General features: G+C 72.8%; 13 protein-coding genes. 3 read left to right on the plus strand and 10 right to left on the minus strand.

Translation table 11 applies throughout. The annotated features are described in order from the left end of the window. Positions 1-22 precede the first annotated feature (22 nt). From OG403_RS29030 to OG403_RS36790, 7 genes are read right to left on the minus strand one after another with little or no spacing between them, the layout of a single operon-like run. On the minus strand, positions 23-1,243 hold the full coding sequence (locus OG403_RS29030; RefSeq protein WP_329569566.1) for a M50 family metallopeptidase: 1,221 nt from the start codon (positions 1,241-1,243) through the stop codon (positions 23-25). After that, a complete protein-coding gene (locus OG403_RS29035; RefSeq protein ID WP_329569567.1) occupies positions 1,240-2,307 on the minus strand; it encodes a lantibiotic dehydratase C-terminal domain-containing protein in 1,068 nt (355 codons plus the stop codon). Before OG403_RS29035 ends, OG403_RS29030 begins: the two co-directional genes overlap by 4 nt. Further along, positions 2,300-5,107, minus strand: a complete 2,808-nt coding sequence (locus tag OG403_RS29040) for a lantibiotic dehydratase (RefSeq protein WP_442911006.1) — start codon at positions 5,105-5,107, stop codon at positions 2,300-2,302. The genes OG403_RS29035 and OG403_RS29040 overlap by 8 nt, the downstream gene beginning before the upstream one ends. Position 5,108: 1 nt before the next feature. After that, a complete protein-coding gene (locus tag OG403_RS29045) occupies positions 5,109-6,725 on the minus strand; it encodes a nitroreductase family protein (protein WP_329569571.1) in 1,617 nt (538 codons plus the stop codon). A gap of 30 nt (positions 6,726-6,755) precedes the next feature. After that, positions 6,756-8,684, minus strand: coding sequence for a TOMM precursor leader peptide-binding protein (locus tag OG403_RS29050; RefSeq protein ID WP_442911007.1), 1,929 nt, complete (start codon positions 8,682-8,684; stop codon positions 6,756-6,758). After that, positions 8,674-10,854: a TOMM precursor leader peptide-binding protein gene (locus tag OG403_RS29055; protein ID WP_329569573.1), complete on the minus strand. Its 2,181-nt coding sequence runs from the start codon at positions 10,852-10,854 to the stop codon at positions 8,674-8,676. The genes OG403_RS29050 and OG403_RS29055 overlap by 11 nt, the downstream gene beginning before the upstream one ends. A gap of 5 nt (positions 10,855-10,859) precedes the next feature. Beyond that, positions 10,860-12,155, minus strand: coding sequence for an AfsR/SARP family transcriptional regulator (locus tag OG403_RS36790; RefSeq protein WP_442911008.1), 1,296 nt, complete (start codon positions 12,153-12,155; stop codon positions 10,860-10,862). A 353-nt stretch (positions 12,156-12,508) separates the two neighbouring features. On the opposite strand from OG403_RS36790, the gene OG403_RS29065 reads away from it, so the two are divergent. The 3 genes from OG403_RS29065 (at position 12,509) to efeB (ending at position 16,020) form a co-directional block, all read left to right on the plus strand. Beyond that, positions 12,509-13,384: an alkaline phosphatase family protein gene (locus tag OG403_RS29065; protein WP_329569574.1), complete on the plus strand. Its 876-nt coding sequence runs from the start codon at positions 12,509-12,511 to the stop codon at positions 13,382-13,384. A gap of 123 nt (positions 13,385-13,507) precedes the next feature. Further along, positions 13,508-14,731, plus strand: a complete 1,224-nt coding sequence (locus OG403_RS29070; protein ID WP_329569576.1) for an EfeM/EfeO family lipoprotein — start codon at positions 13,508-13,510, stop codon at positions 14,729-14,731. Then, a complete protein-coding gene (gene efeB / locus OG403_RS29075) occupies positions 14,728-16,020 on the plus strand; it encodes an iron uptake transporter deferrochelatase/peroxidase subunit (RefSeq protein ID WP_329569577.1) in 1,293 nt (430 codons plus the stop codon). The genes OG403_RS29070 and efeB overlap by 4 nt, the downstream gene beginning before the upstream one ends. A 68-nt stretch (positions 16,021-16,088) precedes the next feature. On the opposite strand, the gene OG403_RS29080 is transcribed toward efeB, so the two are convergent. From OG403_RS29080 to OG403_RS29090, 3 genes are all read right to left on the minus strand, one after another. Next, positions 16,089-16,856, minus strand: coding sequence for a class II glutamine amidotransferase (locus OG403_RS29080; protein WP_329569579.1), 768 nt, complete (start codon positions 16,854-16,856; stop codon positions 16,089-16,091). A 61-nt stretch (positions 16,857-16,917) separates the two neighbouring features. Continuing rightward, the gene (locus OG403_RS29085; protein WP_329569581.1) at positions 16,918-17,880 is read right to left on the minus strand and encodes an amino acid ABC transporter permease; all 963 of its coding nucleotides are present in this window, start codon (positions 17,878-17,880) and stop codon (positions 16,918-16,920) included. Next, positions 17,877-18,524, minus strand: coding sequence for an amino acid ABC transporter permease (locus OG403_RS29090; protein ID WP_329569583.1), 648 nt, complete (start codon positions 18,522-18,524; stop codon positions 17,877-17,879). Before OG403_RS29090 ends, OG403_RS29085 begins: the two co-directional genes overlap by 4 nt. Positions 18,525-18,528: the final 4 nt, after the last annotated feature.

The raw sequence follows: 18,528 nt of genomic DNA on the forward strand, positions 1-18,528 counted from the left end.
CGCTTGCTTTCTGTTGCTGCCATCAGGTGGTCTGCCGTTTCCGGTAGTTGCGCAGGAGCAGGCCCGCTGCCCACAGGGCCGCGGCTGCGGTGGCGGCCAGCAGCGGGGCCCAGCCCGCCACGGGTGCCCAGTCGGCCGGGAGCAGCCGGCGGGCCAGTGGTGCCAGGGCCGCGAGGGCGGCGGCTGCCAGGGCCGCGCAGAGCAGCGCGTAGCCGCCGTACGCCAGCCGCAGTCGGGTGGGGTAGCCGCTCAGGCCCGGTCCGCGCCGCACCGCCGCGCGGGCTGCCAGGCCTGCGAAGCGGCGGCTCTCGGTGGCCAGTTGCAGGCAGTCGAGGGCGTAGCCGAGGGCCTGGTAGCCGTCCAGTGGCGGTAGCGGCAGCAGGTTGGCGAAGGCCAGCACGGTGCCGAGCAGTAGCAGGCCGCCGAGGAAGGGGCGGGCCTGGGCGTGTGGTGGCAGCAGGCTCCAGGCGGGGTAGAACGGCAGCAGGAAGACCAGGTTGGCCAGCGCTCCGGCGCCGGCGGTGGCGAGTTGTTCGCGGCGCCGGGTGAAGAACTGGACGTCCGCGACCTCGCAGTACAGGTAGGTCATCGGCAGCCGCCAGCGCAGCCCGATCTCGGTGATCCGCCCGCCGTACGCCCGCCCGACCAGGCCGTGCGCCAGCTCGTGCAGCGCGAGGCCCAGCCAGAGCAGGCAGCCGACCGCCAGCAGCGCGACCGGCTGGTGGAACAACTGATCGGTGTTGCGCCATAGTTCGCCCAGGTGCGCGGCGACTGAGCTGAGCAGCGCCGCCACCAGGGCCAGCAGCGGGACGAGGAACCAGCGGGTGCGGGCGAAGCCGGTGGCCGCATGCAGCCGATCCAGCAGCGCGGGGGCGTCCGCGACCAGCTTCGCCCGGCCGTTGAGCACGGTCGAACGCACCGGCGGGGCCGGCGGCTCCGCGGCGGGGGCAGGGGCGTCGGCGAGCAGGCCGCGGCCGTAGAGCAGGCCGAGCAGTTGCTGCCACTGCGCCTCGCCGAGTCGGGCCCGGAACTGCTGGGCGTAGCTCTCGCCGAGTTCGGCCAGTGACCGGGTGCCGTCGAGGCGGGTGATCAGGAAGTGCTCCTTGGCGCCGATCTCCAGCCGTTTGCCGCTGACCGGGTCGCGCAGCAGGTGGACCACGGCCGTACCGCGCCGCAGCGGGCGGCTGATCCGCAGCTCCGGGCGGATCCGCGGCCGCAGCTCCAAGAGCTGACGTGTCGTCATGCATCCACCGCCCGGGATGGTTCGCGCAGTGCGCGGGCCAGGACGTAGGAGAGGTAGGCCTCGTCGCGGACGGTGACCGAGAGGCGGTTGTTGGTCATGTGCGCGTACGGGGAGAGGAGCATCGGCAGGGCCTGGGCCGGGTCGGTGACGGGCAGGTCGCGTTCGCCGTCCCAGGAGCGGAAGACCAGCTCGCCGCGCTCGGCCAGCTCCACGGCCCGGGTGCGCAGTTGGAGGCAGTGCTCGGCCCAGCCGCGCAGCAGGTTGGGCAGTTGTTCCAGGGCCCGGTCGTCGACTGCCGCGCGGATGGCGGTGAACCGTCCGGCCAAGGCCTCGCCGGTGCTGCCGTAGGCCCGGTCGTAGCCTTGCTGGGTGGTGAAGTTGGTGCCCGCGAACGCGCCGTTCCAGAAGGCGTGGTAGCGGTCCAGGAAGGTGAGCAGCTGGTCCTGGTCGGGCAGGAAGCAGGCCGACATGGTCATCATCAGCTGCGCGGCCAGGCCCAGCACCACGGTGCGCAGGTGCAGGTTCATGGTGCGGGTGGCCTCGATGACCAGGTCGCTGGAGTGCTGGAAGTGCCACTCGGCGAGCTCGATCCCGGCCGGGCCGCCGTACTTGCCGTACTCGGGCTCGTACGGTTCGGTGCTGAAGGTGTTGTTGGGGCGCAGCCGCATCTTGCCGTCCGGTCCCAGCAGCCGGGCCCGGTCCTCCTCGCGGTACTCCAGCTCGAAGAGCGTGTTGTAGAGGTCGGCGAAGAAGCTGTCCTTCACCTCGTAGAGCGCGGGTCGCCGGCGCAGGAAGGCCTCGATCGCGGCCTGGGCGCGGGCGCGGACCGGCTCGGCGGCGGCGGGGGAGACCGGGCGCAGGCGCAGCCGCAGGTGCGGGCCCTCCAGCCAGTAGTTGATGAAGAAGTACCCGGCGAGCAGGCCTTCTTCGGTCAGCTCGGTGACCAGCGGCCGTACGCACTGCAGCAGCAGCGGGCGCGGGCTGGCGGCGTAGAAGACGTGGTGGGCCTGCCAGTCGCCCAGGGCGGCAGGTGGGGTGGCGGGCGGGGTGCTGGGGTCAGTCAAGGCTCGGCGCTCCTCGGGGGGCGGTCTGCTCGGGGGCCGCGCTCTGCGGCGCCGGGATGATCTCCAGGGCGACCTCGGCGACGTGCCGGCCCTCGGTGGAACGCACGTGCAGCTCGTCGTCGCCGGGCAGCATCTCCTCCAGCACCAGCCGCCACGGGCCGCCGCTGAGCAGGCCGTCCAGGGCGAGCAGCGAGAGCGGGCTGGCGAAGTCCACGTACTGCGGCTTCACCGCGCCCAGCCTGCCGCCGCCCTCGCCCTCGCCTGCGGGGTGTGCGCGGGCGAAGACCTGGACCGGCAGCCGGTGGTGGCGGCGCCAGCGCTGCCACTGCAGGAAGCGCTGCGCCTGGCTCTGGCCCGGCTCGGGGTGCGGTAGCGCGTCGGGGGCGGCGGTCCAGCTGCGCCGGTGCAGCACGAGGTGGTCGTAGCGGACCCGGGGGCGGCGGGTCACCCCGTCGCGGGCGGGCCCGGTCGGGACTCCGCGCCACAGTTCCGGGGTGACCCGGGAGGTCGGGGAGAAGAGCAGCAGGCTGCGCGGCGTCTCGGGGAGCACCATCGGGACCAGGTAGCCCAGGTAGACCGGGATGACCTCGCGGTCCAGGCGCCGTGAGCGCAGCAGCAGGCGGTCGGTGGCCTCGTCGTGTTCCACCAGGAGGTCGTCCAGGTGGAGTTGGGCCGCAGTGGGGGCGGTGCTGGTCTCGCCGGGGCAGACGAGTTCGTAGTCGGTCAGCCGGGCGTGCAGGTTGAGGTTGGTGGTGGCCGCGCCGGCGGTGACCTCGGCGAAGACCGCGCCCGGCGGCTGGGCGGCGCGCAGCGTCTCACGCAGGTCGGCGGGTAGGTCGGCGGGCTGGTCGGTGCTGGTTGGTTGCTCGAAGCAGTGGGTGAAGCGGGTGAAGGGGAAGGCCAGGCCGCCGTAGGAGTGGTTGAGGACCACCAGGGGCTCGTCCTGGCGGCGGGCCAGCTGGACGAAGTGGCTGTGCGGGGCGAAACCCCGCCCGATCGGCGCGAGTTCGCCGGCGACGGCGGCCAGGTCGGCCCCGGTCAGCAGCAGCTCCTCGCAGTCGTCGCCGCCCTGCTCCCACAACGCCCGCATCCGGCGGCTCAGTTCAGCGCGGGCGCGGTCCAGTGCGGTGAGTTCGGGCAGGTTCAGCCAGTTCTCCTCGGGGAGGTAGGCGCCGTCCTCGCCCTGGGCCGCCTTGAGCGAGGTGAACTGCAGGTACTGGTTGAAGATGTCCTCGTGGAAGTCGTGCACCAGCTGGAGCAGGTCGGCGCATTGGCCGCCTGGTCCGTAGCGGGCCAGGAAGAAGCCCTTCAGGGTCAGGCGCTGGGCCAGGCCGAGGTCGAAGACGGGCAGGATCGCGGCGAGTTCGCCCAGCGGGCGGGCGGCGAGCTGGGCCCACTCCAGCGCATCGGCCCCGACCTCGCCCGCCGCCACGTCCTCGTAGAGCAGGGTCTGCGGCACGGCGCCGGCCTCGGGTGCCAGCCACTGCTGAAGCTGCGTCAACTCCGTCCGCAGCTCCGCGAGCAGGGCACGGCGCATCGCCGCGTCGCCGGCCGGGTAGCGGTCGATCGCGGCGGCCGGCGCGTCCAGCCGCTCGGCGACTGCCGAGGCCCACGGGCGCTCCAGGGCCCGCAGCGCGTCCTGGAAGGCGCGCACCGGGTCGCCGGCGTGCACATCGGTGGCCAGCGCCGGCTGCTGCAGCATGCCGACCTCCAGCAGCGCCCGCAGGTAGTGCTCGGCGTCCTCGGTGCTGCCGCCCGCCTGGGCGTGCAGCAGGTCGGCCAGTTCGCCGTAGCGGATCAGCGCCCGCTCGCGGAAGCAGCCGATCAGCTGCTCCAGGACCCCGCTCAGCCGCAGGAAGAACAACCGGTCCCGCGCCGCGTCGAAACTCACCGGCGTGGCACCGTCGGCGGCCGTGACCGAACGCTGCACGTAGCGCACCCGGTCCTCGGTCAGCTCCCAGCCGGAGGCCAGTGCCAGCGGCAGATCGCGCCGGCGCACCGGATCGGCGGCGATCAGCTCGGCCAACCGGGCCAGCGCCACCACGTTGAGTCGCGGGTGGCTGCCGCGCCCCGTGCCGACCACCAACTCCGGCTGCGGGAGCGGTGCGTCGATACTGCCCGACGCGTCGCAGGGGTCTGGTGCGTCGAACGTACCTACCGCGACCGGGGTGAAGGTGCTGAACGGGCTGGTCTTGCAGGCCGTGCGGTAGAGGTAGGAGAGCAGTGAGCGCTCCATCTTGCGGGCACGCTTGTCCAAGGCCGCACCCGGCTCGCCCAGTTGGGCCGGTAGCCGCTCCGCCAGCGAGGGCGAGGCGAGCAGCAGGCCCAGGCGCAGCTCGTCGCGCTCGGCGAGCTTGCGCAACACGCCTCGGGTGTCCGCGAGTTCGGCGGCCAGCGTGGGCTCGCCGAGGTCCGCGAGAGCGGCCAGCCGCTGCCGGGCGCACAGCCACTCGGCCAGCCGCACGCCGGTGGGCGCCGCCAGCCGCTCGGCGAGCGCGAGCGCCGCATCCAACTCGGCGGGCAGCCGGTTGTTGAACACCTGCCTGCGCAGGGCCAGCAGTTGACGCCGGAACCCGGCATCCTCACTGGCCGCCACCAGCGCGCCGAGCGGCTCGTTGAGCCCGTCGGCGAGCTCGGCCAGCCGCTCCTCCTCGGCCAGCAGCCGCTCGGCCCAGCCGACCGACTCCGGCGCCCGCAGGCCGTGCACGGCCTCCACGGGCAACCCGCCGAAACGCAGCATGAACTGCCGGCCGAGGCCGTACCGGTGGGACGTTCCCGCGCTCAAGTCTTCCCCCCGCATGTCAGGCGATCCGGTGGTCGAAGTCAGCCTCGGCGCGCTGCTCCTGGCCGACCATCATGATCAGCATCGGGATCTCGCCGGTGTCGGTCAGGTCGAGGTGCTCGGCATAGGAGACGCAGTCGAAGCCCAGCGCCACCCCGCAGGCCAGCCCGGCCGCGGCGGTGGCGGTGTAGAGGGCCTGCGAGGTGGCGCCGACGGTCGCGTTGACCAGCCGCAGGCCCCGGTCGCCGACGGTGTCGAGCACGGCCGCGGTCGGCGCCGCCACCATGATCACCGCACCGGCCTGCTCCAGGTTGTAGTTCGCCAGGAAGTAGTTGGCCTGCAGGAACGCGCCCGGTGCCCCGTCCCGCAGCGGCTCCAGCCGGTGCGGCGAACCCTCGGCCCCGCCCGGGTGGTAACGGTAGACGCCCGGCGCCACGCCCGTGACGTGGTTGGCGAAGACGTACAACCGGGTCAGCGCCGGGCCCTCGCCCGGCTGCGCGTCGCTGTCCAGCCGCCCGGCCGCCGCGCTGGCCGCCAGCGCCGTGGCCAACTGCTCGGCGCTCATCGCCGGAGCGGCGGTGAACCGGCCGAAGCTGCTGCGCCGGGCCCGCAGCGCGGTGCGCACGTCGGCGGTGAGCGCCTGCGGCTGCGGCAGCGCCTGCCACCCGGCCTCGGCTCCGGCCTGGGCCGGGGCGGGTGCGGCCAGCGCCGCGTCGAGCGCCCCCGGGTCCGGCCGCTCGGCGGCGCCAGCCAGGGTGGCGGCGTGCACCCGCCGCACGGTCTCGAAGCCGAACACCCGGCGCGAGCGCTCCTGGTCCGCCAGCCGCACCCGCACCCCCTCCGGCTCCAGGACGGGCTGGTCTGCGGGGAGTTCACGGCTGCCCTCCCAGCGCAGCGGTACCACCGCGAAGACGCCCTCCTCCTCGGGCGCCATGCCCAGCAGCCCGGTCAGCCGCGGCTCGTCGAACCAGAGCGCGGCACCGATCCGCAGACCGTGCGCGCCGGCCCAGATCCGCCAGGTCTGCAGCAGCGCGCCGATGTCCATCGCGACCACGTGGTAGGAGAAGCTGTTGTACTTGAAAGCGTTCTGCCAGAACTTCACGCCCAGCACCAGGAACTGGTCACCCGGCGGACCGAACTCGCCCACCGCCGCCCGGACCTGTCCCGACACGTCACCGGTCAGCAGCCGCTCCATCGCGTGCTGCCCCGTCGCGTAGTGGTAGACGCCCGGAGTGAACGGGCCGCTCGGGCCGCAGACCCAGTGCACGCCGATGGGATAGAGGCCACCGCCCGACGCGGTGCCCCGGGAGAAGTTGGCGTGCGTCCACAGCGGCAGCGAACCCAGATCGGAGTTGGCCTGCACGGCCAGCCGCCGCCCGGTCAGACCGTAGGAGTCGCGCAGCATCCCGCCCAGCAGCTCCAGCGTGAAACCGCCGTCCCCCACCGGGCCGAACAGCCCGCGCCGCACGCTCGCCGCCGCGTCCACCGCGCCGTCCGGCAGCGGGAACCGCTGCGCCTCGGGGAAGTACTTGCCCTTGCGGGGCCGGTCGGCCCAGTCGGGCACGAAGTCGGCCGGCTCCATCGGGACGCGACCGCGCCGCATCACCGCGGTCGCGTACTCGTGGGCGTAGCCCATGGTGGCTCCTCTTCCAGGTAGGGCGGTGGCTCAGGGGAACGGGTGCGGGGCCGGGTTGAGGTCCTCGGGGCGCAGGTCGCGTTCGCGCAGGCCGGCTTCGCGTGGTGCGGTGCGCAGTCGGGGCATGGTCAGGGCGCGTTGGCGGTGGTGGCCGAAGTCGATCGGCAGGAGGCCGGGGACCAGCACGCTGGCGGTGTGCAGTCCCAGCGCGCGTTGTTCGGGCATGGTCTGGTCGATGGCGATCACGTCGAAGCCGCTCGCGGTGACGGCCGTGACGCAGGTGCGCAGGTCCTCGCGCAGGTCGGTGCCGGGGTGGATCGCCCGCGCGCCGGTGGCCATCGAGGCGGGTGCGGTCCTGGTCCCGCGCTCGCGCAGCAGGAAGTCGGCGTACCCGGCCATCTGGGGCAGTCCGTAGAGCAGCGGGTGGTCGTGCAGCACCCGGACCTGGTCGAAGTCGGCCGCCATCGCGCGCAGCCGTGCTTCCTGGCGGGCGGTGCGGCGGCGCAGGTTGACGGCGTCGGTGGCGATCTCGCAGAGCCCGGCGGCCAGCGCCGCCTCCGGGTCCAGGCTGGCGCCGGCGCCGAAGCAGAGCCGTCCCAGGCCCCCGTCGATCCGCTCGGCGACCGCCGTCACCACCGGGATCGGGAAGCTGATCCGGGTGTCGAAGAACCGGGCCCGGTAGCCGTACATCTCCAACCGGTCGACCATCGCCCGGGTTTCGGGGCGCCGGCTGGCCTGTGGATCCAGTTCGGGCAGCGCGAGTTGCCCGTACCAGGCGAGCAGGAAGGCGTCGCGCTCGATGACCTCCATCAGCCCGAAGTAGACCGCCTCCTCCAGGCAGCCGCCGGAGGCGCAGCCGTTGGAGCTCTCCTGGACGAAGCGGTTCGTCAGCCCGCCGGGCGCGTGGTAGTAGGTGAGGATCTCGGGGACCAGCAGCGGCTGTTCGTCGCGCAGCGACCAGCCCCACACCCAGGGGATCGCCCGCTCGGGCGTGAACGGCCGTATCTGGGGCTGGAGTCGGTGGAACTCGTCCGAGTACAGGCCCACCGCGCGCGGGTCGAGCAGCCGCTCGCCCCGCTCCCGCAGCTCGTCCAGGGACGCGAACACGGTGGTCCGGCGCCCGCGCGGGCGCATCCCGGCGAACCTCTCCAGGCCTTCCAGCAGGCCCACTTCGGTGCTGGTGCGGTAGCCGGCGGTGTGCCCGCCCCAGAACGCCTCGCGCAGGTAGCTGCCCGAACGCAGCGTGAAGCAGCCGATGGCGGAGGAGGTGGTGGTGGAGACCAGGTCGGGCACCACGCTGGGTCCCAGCATCCCGGCCACCGGGTTGACGAAGGCCGGCAGCGACAGCTCGTACTCCTCGATCCGGCGCTGCCGGAAGTCGTCCCGGGCATGCTTGGGACGGCTCGTCAGGGTGAGGCGGGCAGCCTCGGCGCTGTCGTCGATCCGCGGGTCGCAGTGCGGACACTGGGCATCGGGCAGCAGCGGGAAGCCGCTCACCCGCAGGGTCTCCAGATCCAGCAACTGCACCAGGTCTGTCCCGCCGCGCTCCTGACGGATGGTCAGCAGCGCGTTGAGCGCGTCGGCGAGGAACGGCATCGCCCACGGCGGCTCGCCCACCGCCCTGGTCTCACCACCGAGTTCGAGCGCCTCCCGCAGCGGCCCCGACCGCACCGCCTGCCAACGCCGCGCCAGACAGCGCGAACACGGAGCACCCGAGCGGGTGGTTCCACCACTCTCGGTGGGCCCGAGGATCGCGTGATGGCCGTAGAGGTGCACCGGGGCAGTGGCAGCGGTGGCTTCGGTCACCGCCAACTCGTCGCGCACACCCAGCAGGACGGGCTCGGGCAACCCCGCCGCCGCCAGCCCCGCACGGGTACCGGCCCACGGCCCGACCGCAACCGCGGCAGCAGCAGCACCGACCGGCTGCGCGCCGGTGCGGTCGATGACCTCAGTGCTCACCCGAAGCCCCGTCCACCACAAGAGCCTTGACCACCTCGATCTGACCGGCCCGCAGGTCGGCGGCGCCCGCCCGGGCGAGCAGCAGATCCCGACCGGCGGCCCGCACCAGCTCCAGCACCTCGGCCCACTCGCGCCGCCCGCCCAGCTCGCTCACCAGCGCACCGCCCGCCACCAGCGTCGCCGGATCCAGCGCACGCAGCGGCGCCTCGCCCGGATCGACGCGCTCGCCCTCACCCAGGTCACGGCCCAGCTGCACGATCCCGAGCAGGTCCCGCACCGCCTCCAGCACCGCCCCCCGCAGGTCGGCACCGCTGCCCAGGGACCACTGGGTGCCACCGCCGGCCCGGGCCAGTACCACCGGCAGCGGCTCGTCCGCACCACCCAGGCGCAGCAACTCGAGCTCCACGTCGAGGTTCTTGGCGGAGCGGGTCAGGAAGGTGAGTTCGACATCCGCCAGCAGCAGGTCCAGCGGTATCGTCGCGAGCTCGGCCGCACCGCGCAGCGCCCGGCGCAGCGCGTCATAGCCCAGTGCCGAGCGCAGCGCGCGCACGCTCGCCTCGGCGAGGGTGCCGCCGGCGCCGCAACCCGCCGCCGTGGCCTCGTAGGCGCGGCGCTGGTTGTGCGGGCCGAACGGGCGCAGCGCGGCGGCCGGCACCAGCCAGGACGCGCCGGTGAGCAGCGAGCGGGCCGGGCCCCAGGCCCGCACCTCGCCCACCGGGCTGCCGCTGGCAGTGCTCAGCGAGGCCGGGTCCACCGCGGGCAGGCCGGCCGCCTCGTGGCGCAGCCCGGCGGGCGGGATCACGTGTTCCGTGTAGACCTCGGTCGCCCGGTAGAGCGCGCGCAGCCGGGCGCCGGCGACATGGTGGACGTCGAAGGCGGTGATCCGCCGGCGCGTGCCCGGAGCCAGGTTCAGCGTCACCGTGCCGGCCTTCAGCGGCGTCTGGTGCCAGCGGTCGTCCGCGAACTCGGTGAACACACCGGCTTGCGCACGCACCAGCACGGCGCGGGCGTCGAGTTCGGCCAGCGCCGCCTGGGCCGCCGCCTCCTCGCCCGCGCCATCGGCCGGCTGCGGGCGGGGCGCGTCGGCCGCCGTGAGTTCGGCGACGGTGGGCGCCGGCAGCCCGGCGGCCTCGGCGGCGTCGGCGGCCTCGGTGAGCGCGGCGCAGCGGGGGCAGCGCGGGTGCGCCAGCAGCGGCTCGCAGGCAACGTCCATCGAGTCCAGGTCCTGCACGATCAGCTTGCCGTCCGTCTCGGCGGCCAGCGCCCCGGTGGCGAGCCGGAACACCTCGTAGCCCAGCAGGTTGCCCAGCATCGCCGCCAGCGGCCCGCCCGGCTCCCGGCCGCCCGACTCCAGCGGGGGCAGCGGCGCGAGGCGACTCCACAACTCGGCCGCCTGACCCGCATCGCCGTTGGCGCCCAGCCGCAGCGCGGCACACGTCCAACAGCCGGCCACGCCCTCGGTCATCAGCGGGCCCAGCACCGCCCGCTCCCCGATCGTCCACGCCGGCAGCAGCCGCACGCCGCCCGGCAGACCGGCCGCCGCCAGCCGCAGCAGCTCCCGCGGCCCACTGGTGACCACCACCAGGTCCACGTCCTCCAACCCAGAGGTGAACTGACGAATCGTCACCTCACATCCAGTGGCCGCGAGTTCCTCAGCCTCGGCGGCGACCTCCGGGAACTCCCCCCGCACCACCACCTCCGCACAGCCGTTGCGCACCAGACTCAGCGCGCACCAGCGCGCCACCTCGTCCTCACCCAGCACCGCGACCCGGGTCGCGCGGAAACGGCCGAACCGCTCCGCCGCCGCGTCCACGTAATGATCGATGTACTCGACCTGCGCACCGAACCGCGCGGCGACCTCAGCCGGCAGCACGGACGGCCCCTGCGGCGCCGGACCCGCATCGCGGGCGAAACCCCGCCCGTACAGGGCGCCGACCAACTGGGTCACCATCGCGCGCTGGCTCTCACCCAGCCCGGCACAGATGTCCGACAGCTGGTGCGACCCGTCCAGATGCGGAACGATCAACGACGCGAAGCGGTAGGCGTTCTTGGTGGTGAGGCTGAAGCCGCCGTGCGCGTTGTGGAAGAGCACCCCGGTGGGCGTCTGGGTGTAGAGCACGTCTCTGCGGATCCGCGGACGTGTCTGGGCGATCTCCTCGTACAGGGCCATGTCCCTCACACCTCTTGGCTGGGCAGCGGGGCGGCCGACGGCCGCGTAGATCTGGAATGGTCAGCGTCGATACAGGTGCCGGTGCCGGTGCCGGTGCCGTCCGGAACGGCCGGCCCGATCGGTTCGGGAGGCTCGGAGCTTCCGGTCAGCTCGGTCAGTTCGGCAAGTTCGGCCGGCTTGGTCAGCCTGGCCGACCGGCAGGCGGCGGCGACCGGGGTGTCGGCCCAACTGCCGGCAGCGGCAAGGGTGAAGGAGCGCAGCAGCTCATGCATCCGGTACTGCCCGCGCGGCCCTTCGCGCAGCAGGCCGGCCTGGACCAGAGCGGTCAGCACCAGGTCACCGGTGGCGCCATCCACCGGATCAGCCGGATCGGCCAACGCGGCCAGCTCGGGCGACAGTTCGGTCCGCGGCACGCCGCGCGGTCCACCCCGCGCGCCGGGTGCGGTGACCTGCGCGACCTGCTCGGCCCGGTCCTCCTGATCCACCAGGACCGCCCGATCGCGCCCGTCGTCGGGCTGGTCGGTTACCGACTCGCCGCGCAGGATCGCGAGTTCGAGACGCCGCAGCGGCGGTCCCGGATCGACGCCGAGTTCGTCCGACAGGTGGTCGCGGACCCGGCGGTACTCCGCGAGTGCGTCCGCGCGGCGGCCGGTGCGGTACAGCGCCTCGATCAGCTGCTCCCAGAACCGCTCGTGCACCGGATGCGAGCGGGCGGCCGACCAGAGTTCCGCGAGTACTTCGCGACATCGGCCCAGGGCCAGTTCGATGTCGTAGACCCGTTCGGCGGTGCGCAGCCACTCCTCGGTGAGCCGGGGCACCTCTTCGCGATGCAGCGCGTCCGAGGGGACGTTGCCGAGCACCGGCAGCTGCCACAGGGCCAGTGCCCCGCGAAGTAAGGTGAGTTCCGCACTCCGGTCGGCGGCCTGCTCGGCCCGCACCAGTAACTCGCGGAACTCCAGCAGGTCCAGGCTCCGCGCGTCGGCCACCATCCGGTAGCCGCCGGGCAGCGCCTCGATGGTGCGACCCGCGATGCCGTACCGGGCGAACAACCGGCGCAGCCGCAGCACGCAGGAGTGCAGCGCGGCCTTCGCCGTGGTCGGGATCTCCTCGCCCCAGATCGCCCACTGCAGCCACTCCACCGAGACCACTGTGTTCGGGCGCACCAGCAGCGCGGCCAGCAGCGTGGCCGGCTTCGAGGGCTGCAGCACCGCGGTCTCGCGCTCATCGGCGATGGCGAGCAGCCCGAGGACGGTGAAACGGGCAGTGCCGGTGTCCGGTCCGACCACCTCGATCCCGCCCATGGCCCACTCCTTGCTGGGGTTGCGGCGGTCGACCGGACAGCGTCCAGCCGTTGACTGAACAACATCCAGTTCCGCCAGAACGCGAAGCTACTTGCTGCAAATTGAGCAAGTCAACGGCTTGGACGTCTCACTGAGTGATCATCAAGTGATCATCACCAGCAGTTCAGCTCCGACTGATCAGGATTGACGGGCGGTGTCAGGAACATTGCCAGTCCATGTCGCGGAGTTCATCATTCTGACAGGCCATGGACAACCCCTACTCCTCCACGGCCCCTACGCTCGTACCCCGCACCTGCTCCGTGAGCCGGCCAACCGGGCCTGGCTCCTGCTGTCCCGGAACTCCTGGAGTCTTCATGCGTTCGAGGTCGCGTCTCGCCGGGCTGTGTGCCGTCGCTCTGACGGCTGCCGCTTCGCTCTCCGCCGCCCTCTCCACCGGCAGCTCCGCCGTGGCCGCCCCCGCCACGGCCGGCGTGATCCCCACCCCCGCGCACGTGGTCGTGGTGATGGAGGAGAACCACTCCTTCGACGACATCATCGGTGACACCGACGACGCCCCCTACATCAACTCGCTGGCCGACCAGGGGGCCCTGATGACCTCCTCGTTCGGCGTCACGCACCCGAGCGAGCCGAACTACATGGCGCTCTTCGGCGGCGACACCTTCGGCCTGACCGGGGACTCCTGCCCGGTCAACGAGGGCAACACGCCGAACCTCGGCTCCGAACTGCTGGCCGCCGGCAAGACCTTCACCGGTTACGCGGAGGGCCTGCCCTCGGTCGGCTCCACCAAGTGCACCTCGGGCGAGTACGCCCGCAAGCACGCGCCGTGGGCGAACTTCAGCAACATCCCCACCGCCGACCAGCAGCCCTTCTCGGCCTTCCCGAGCAACTACAGCAAGTTGCCCACCCTGTCGTTCGTGATCCCGAACCTGGACGACGACATGCACGACGGCACCATCGCGCAGGGCGACAGCTGGCTGCAGAACAACCTGTCGAACTACGCGACCTGGGCGCAGCAGAACAACAGCCTGCTGATCGTCACCTGGGACGAGGACGACTACACCGAGAGCAACCAGATCCCCACCATCGTCGTGGGTGCGGGCGTCGCGCCGGGCCAGTACAGCGAGACGATCAACCACTACAACCTGCTCGCCACCCTGGAGCAGATGTACGGGCTGAACGCGGTCGGCAACAGCGCCTCCGCCGCGCCGATCTCCGACATCTGGAGCTGACGCCGGTTCAGCTCGGCTGAGGCCAGGTCCACTTGGCCGCACCCGAAGCGGTTCCCGCCCCCGGCCGCGAGCAACCGCGCGCGGCCGGGGGCAGTCGGTCCGATCAGAAGGAGCATCCCCGCCATGCCGCAGTCCGCCGACCCGCCGGGGCCCAGAGGGCGCCTGGACGTCATCCGCCGCCGACCGCTGCGCACCGCGCTGGCCGCCCTGGTGGTGCTCGCCGCCGCCGGCCTGATCGGCTCGGCGCCGTCCGCCGGGGGCGCTGCGGCGCTGCCCGGTGGCGCGCTGCGGATCGACACCACCGGCTGCGGCACCGCGCCGGCCCAACTGCACGCCGGGCGTGTCTCGTTCGGCGTCACCAACGCCTCCAAGGTGTACGCGACGGTCTACCTCGTCTCGGGTGACGCGAGCCTCGCCTACGCCGAGATCCCCTGGCTCGGTCCGGGCAAGACGCTGCCGCTGGCCACCACGCTGACCGGCGGCCAGTACGAGATCCGCTGCGTCTTCTCCAGCGGCCCGGTGCTCAGCACCGGCCAGATCCAGGTCAAGGGCACGGCGAGCGGCGCGGTGGCCGGCTATCTGCCGATGGGCGACAAGGAGTTGACGAAGCCGGTCAACGACTACCGCTCCTACGTCGAGGCGGCGCTGCCCAAACTGCTGGCCGCCGCCCAGACCCTGGACGGCGACCTGGCCCGCGGCGACCTGACGGCGGCCCGTACCGACTGGCTGGCCGCGCACCTGGACTACGAGCGGCTGGGCGCCGCCTACAACTCCTTCGGCGACTACGACGACTCGCTCAACGGCATGGCCAACGGCCTGCCGCAGGGCGTCGGCACGGCGAGCTGGACCGGCTTCTTCGCCCTGGAGCACGGCCTGTGGCACGGCCGCACCGCCGATCAACTGCGACCGCTCAGCCAGCAGTTGGTGAGTGACGCGAGCGGCCTGATCGACGACTTCCCCAGCGAGGACACCGATCCGGGCGACCTGCCGCTGCGCGCCCACGAGATCCTGGAGAACGCGCTGCAGTTCCAGCTGACCGGCATCGCCGACTACGGCAGCGGTACCACGCTGGCCACCCTGGACGCCAACATCCAGGGCACCGAGGAGGTGCTCTCGGTGCTCGTCCCGGTGATCCAGCCGCGCGACCCCGGTCTGCTGGACCAGCTGAACAAGGAACTCCCGGCGCTGGACGCCGAGGTGACGGCCACCAGGGCCGCCGACGGCTCCTGGACGCCGCCCGCCGCGCTCGACACCGCCCGGCGCCAGCGCCTGGACGGCGACCTCGGTGCGCTGCTCGAACAACTCGCCGTCCTGCCCAACCTGCTGACCCCGAGGAACCACGCGTGAGCACGCCGGAACCGACCGCCCCCGTCCCCGCCCAGTGCCCCGTGGCGGCTGCCCCCGCACTGCGCCGCCGCGCCTTCCTGCGCGGCGCCACCGTCGGTGCCGCGCTCGGCGCCGGCGCGCTGGCCGGCGCGTACGCGGCCAGCGCCGACGACTCGACCGGCCAAGCGGTCGGCCCGTCCGGCCGGAGCATCGCGTTCCACGGTCCGCACCAGGCGGGCATCACCACTCCGCCGCAGGCCGCCGCCGGCTTCGTGTCGTTCAACGTGATCGCGCCGGACCGGGCCGGACTCCAGCAGCTGCTGGGTATCCTGACCGACCGGATCCGCACGCTGACCGCAGGTGGCCCGGTGCCCGCCACCGATCTGGCCTCACCGCCCACCGACAGCGCCACTCTGGGCCCGGTGCTGCCCCGCGACGGCCTGACCGTCACGGTGGGCGTCGGCGCCTCGCTCTTCGACTCCCGCTACGGGCTGGCCGACCGCAAGCCCGCCAAGCTGGTGCAGATGCCCGCCTTCCCCGATGACAACCTGGTCGGCTCCAAGGAGCTGCACGGCGACCTGTCGCTGCAGATCTGCGCCGACTCCCGGGACACCGTGATGCACGCGCTGCGCGACATCACCCGGCACACCCGCGGTCTGATGCAGCCGAGTTGGAAGGTCGACGGGTTCCACGCGGCCCCGCGCCCGAGCGGCACCCCGCGCAACCAGCTGGGCTTCAAGGACGGCATCGCCAACCCCGACACCACCGACCCGAAGCAGACCGACGCCGTGCTGTGGACGCACGGTGGCGCGAACGGCGAACCGGCCTGGACGGAGGGCGGCTCCTACCAGGTGATCCGGATCATCCGGATGCTGGTGGAGTTCTGGGACCGGGTCTCGCTGCACGAGCAGGAGACGATGATCGGCCGCCGCCGCGACTCCGGCGCCCCGCTGGACGGCACGGCCGAGACCGACCTGCCCAACTACCAGGCCGATCCGCAGGGTCTGATCATCCCGATGAACGCGCACATCCGGCTGGCCAACCCGCGCACCGCCGCCACCGCCGACCAGCTGATCCTGCGCCGCGGCTACAACTACGAGCGGGGCCTGGACCTGGACGGCAACCTGGACGTGGGACTGGTCTTCTGCTGCTACCAGCAGGACGTGTCCCGGCAGTTCCAGGTCGTGCAGCAGCGGCTGGCGGGCGAGCCGCTGGTCGACTACATCTCGCCGACCGGCGGTGGCTACTTCTTCGCGCTGCCGGGGGTCAAGGGCCCGAACGACCAGTTCGGCGCGGGCCTGTTCGCCTGACGCCGGTACCCTGAGTGGCCCGTCCCGCAGCGCCGTCGCGGGACGGGCCGTTGCCGTTCCCGCACGAGTCAGACCAGTTGAGGCTGCACCAGGTGGGTCGAGATCCGCAGGTCGCTGCGGCGCACCTCCAGCACCTGGCGGTAGGGGAGCACCGACCAGCCGTCCTGCGCCGACTGCGGACCGATCCCGCTGGAGGCGACCGCGACCCGGTCGGCCCGCGCCTGGTAGTGCAACTGGAAGAAGTCGGGGCCGCGCCGGCGACTCACCTCCGACTCCGGGTCCTCGTCGGTGTACGCGTACAGTGCCCGCTCGGTGAGCAGCAGGCAGTTGAGACTGGCGAACCGGGCGCGCTCGCGGATGTCGGCGGCGGCCCCGGCCAGCGCGTCGACCGGGTCCTCGGTGCGCAGCCGGGCGAGCACCCGCAGGAAGTAGCGCTCCGAGTCGGTGTCGCCGTGCGCGGTGGCGAGCAGTTCGGGGCCGATCAGCTCGTCGAGGGCGTCGACCGGCGTGAAGTAGCCGTTGTGCGCGAAGGCGATGGTGCCGGCGCTGAACGGATGGGTGTTGCGGGTCTCGGTGGGCAGGCCGGGGCTGGCCAGCCGGATGTGCAGCAGCGCGGCGTCGGTGACCGACTCGGCCAGTGCCTTGGGGAAGGCCTCGCTGAGGTGCGCGGGCACCACCTCCTTGGCCACCGCCAGTTCACCGTCGGCCTGCCAGGCCGCCAGGCCCCAGCCGTCGCGGTGTTCGCGGGACAGCCCGGCGAACGGTTCGGTCAGATCGGTCAGCGAGTCGGCCAACCGCATCGGGGCACGGGTGATCACGCCGAGCAGGCGGCACATGCCGGATCCTTTCAGCTGCCTTGCGGAATGAGGGAGTTGACGCGAGGTGGAGAGAGCGGCTTCAGCTCGGCCGGCGGCGGTCCAGCGCCGTGGCCAGCCGGGAGAGGCCGACGTTGATCAGCAGATAGCAGGCGGCGCCGACCAGGTAGCTGGAGAGCACGGTGTGGTAGTACTCGCCGAGCACCTGGGTCTGGTGCAGCAACTCCACATAGCTGACCACGTAGCCCAGCGAGGAGTCCTTGAGCAGCCGCACCAACTGGCTGACCAGCGCGGGCAGGAGCTTGCGCACCGCCTGCGGCACCACCACCAGGCGCATCGCCTGCCAGTACGTCATGCCCAGGCTGTACGCGGCCTCGGCCTGCCCGCGCGGCTGGGCCAGCACCCCGGCCCGGAAGATCTCCGAGACCACCGGGATGTTGCTCAGCACGATCGGCAGCACCAGCTGCCAGAAGACCGGGAAGGTCACCCCGGCCCGGGGCAGCGCGAACAGGAAGACGTAGAGCAGCAGGAGCAGCGGCACGGCGCGGAACAGCTCCACGTACCCGCGGGCCAGCGCGCGCGGCACCCGGGCCCGGCTCAGCCGCACCAGCGCCACCGGCGCGGCCAGTGGGAAGGCGATCGCCGCCGCGACGACGGTCACCAGCAGCGTCTTGCCGATCCCGTCCAGCAGGAACCGGATGATCGGCCACTGCCCGTACATCGACCACTGATCGGCCGACAGCTGCCCGTGGACGGCGAACTGACGGATCGTCAGGCCGAGCAGAGCGGCGATCACGACCAGCGAGAGGCCGGTCGCGATCCTGATCCGGCGCCGGGCCCGGGGGCCCGGCTCGTCGAAGAGCAGGCGGTGCTCGGCGCCCGCCGTCGCGGCCCGCCGCACCGCGGCCGCCCGCTTCGATGCTGCGCCCCGCCGCACCGTCGCGCCCTGCCGCACCGCCGGCTCCTCGCTCACCGCCGGCTCCCCGCTCGTCGGCGGCACGTCGCTCGTCGGCGGCACGTCGCTCATCGGTGGCACCTCGCTCATCGGTGGATCGCCACCTTCTTCTCGATCCGCCCGGCGACCAGCCCGGAGGTCAGCGTGATCAGTACGTACACCACCGTCGTCGCGGCGAAACTGGTCAGCGGCTGGTCGTACTTGAGCGTGGTGAACTGGGCCTGCCCGGTCATCTCGGCCACCCCGACCGCGGCGGCCAGCGAGGTGCTCAGCGCGAGCCCGATGAAGACGCCCGCCAGCGGCTGCACCATCGAGCGCAGCGCCTGCGGCAGGATGACGTACCGGATGCTCTGGCCCGCCGTCAGACCGAGCGCGCGAGCCGCCTCGGCCTGGCCGAACGGCACCGTCCGGATGCCCGCGCGCAGCACCTCGCAGACGAAGGCCGCCCAGTACAGCGCCATGGTCAGGGTGACGGTGGCGAAGAGCGAGAAGAGCAGGCCGACGTCCGGCAGGCCGAAGACGAAGAGCACCAGCAGCACCAGCAGCGGGATGTTGCGGAACACCGTGACGTACCCGGCGCCCAGCACCCGCAGCGGCGGCACCGGGCTGATCCGGCAGACGGCCAGCAGCACGCCCAGCACCAGCGCGCCCGCGAAGGCCAGCCCGGTCATGGCCAGCGTCAGCAGCAGGCCATGGCCGAGCGGGCCGAGGACTTCCCGTATACCGTCCGGCATGGCC

Source organism: Kitasatospora sp. NBC_01266, assembly GCF_036242395.1.
Lineage (GTDB): Bacteria > Actinomycetota > Actinomycetes > Streptomycetales > Streptomycetaceae > Kitasatospora.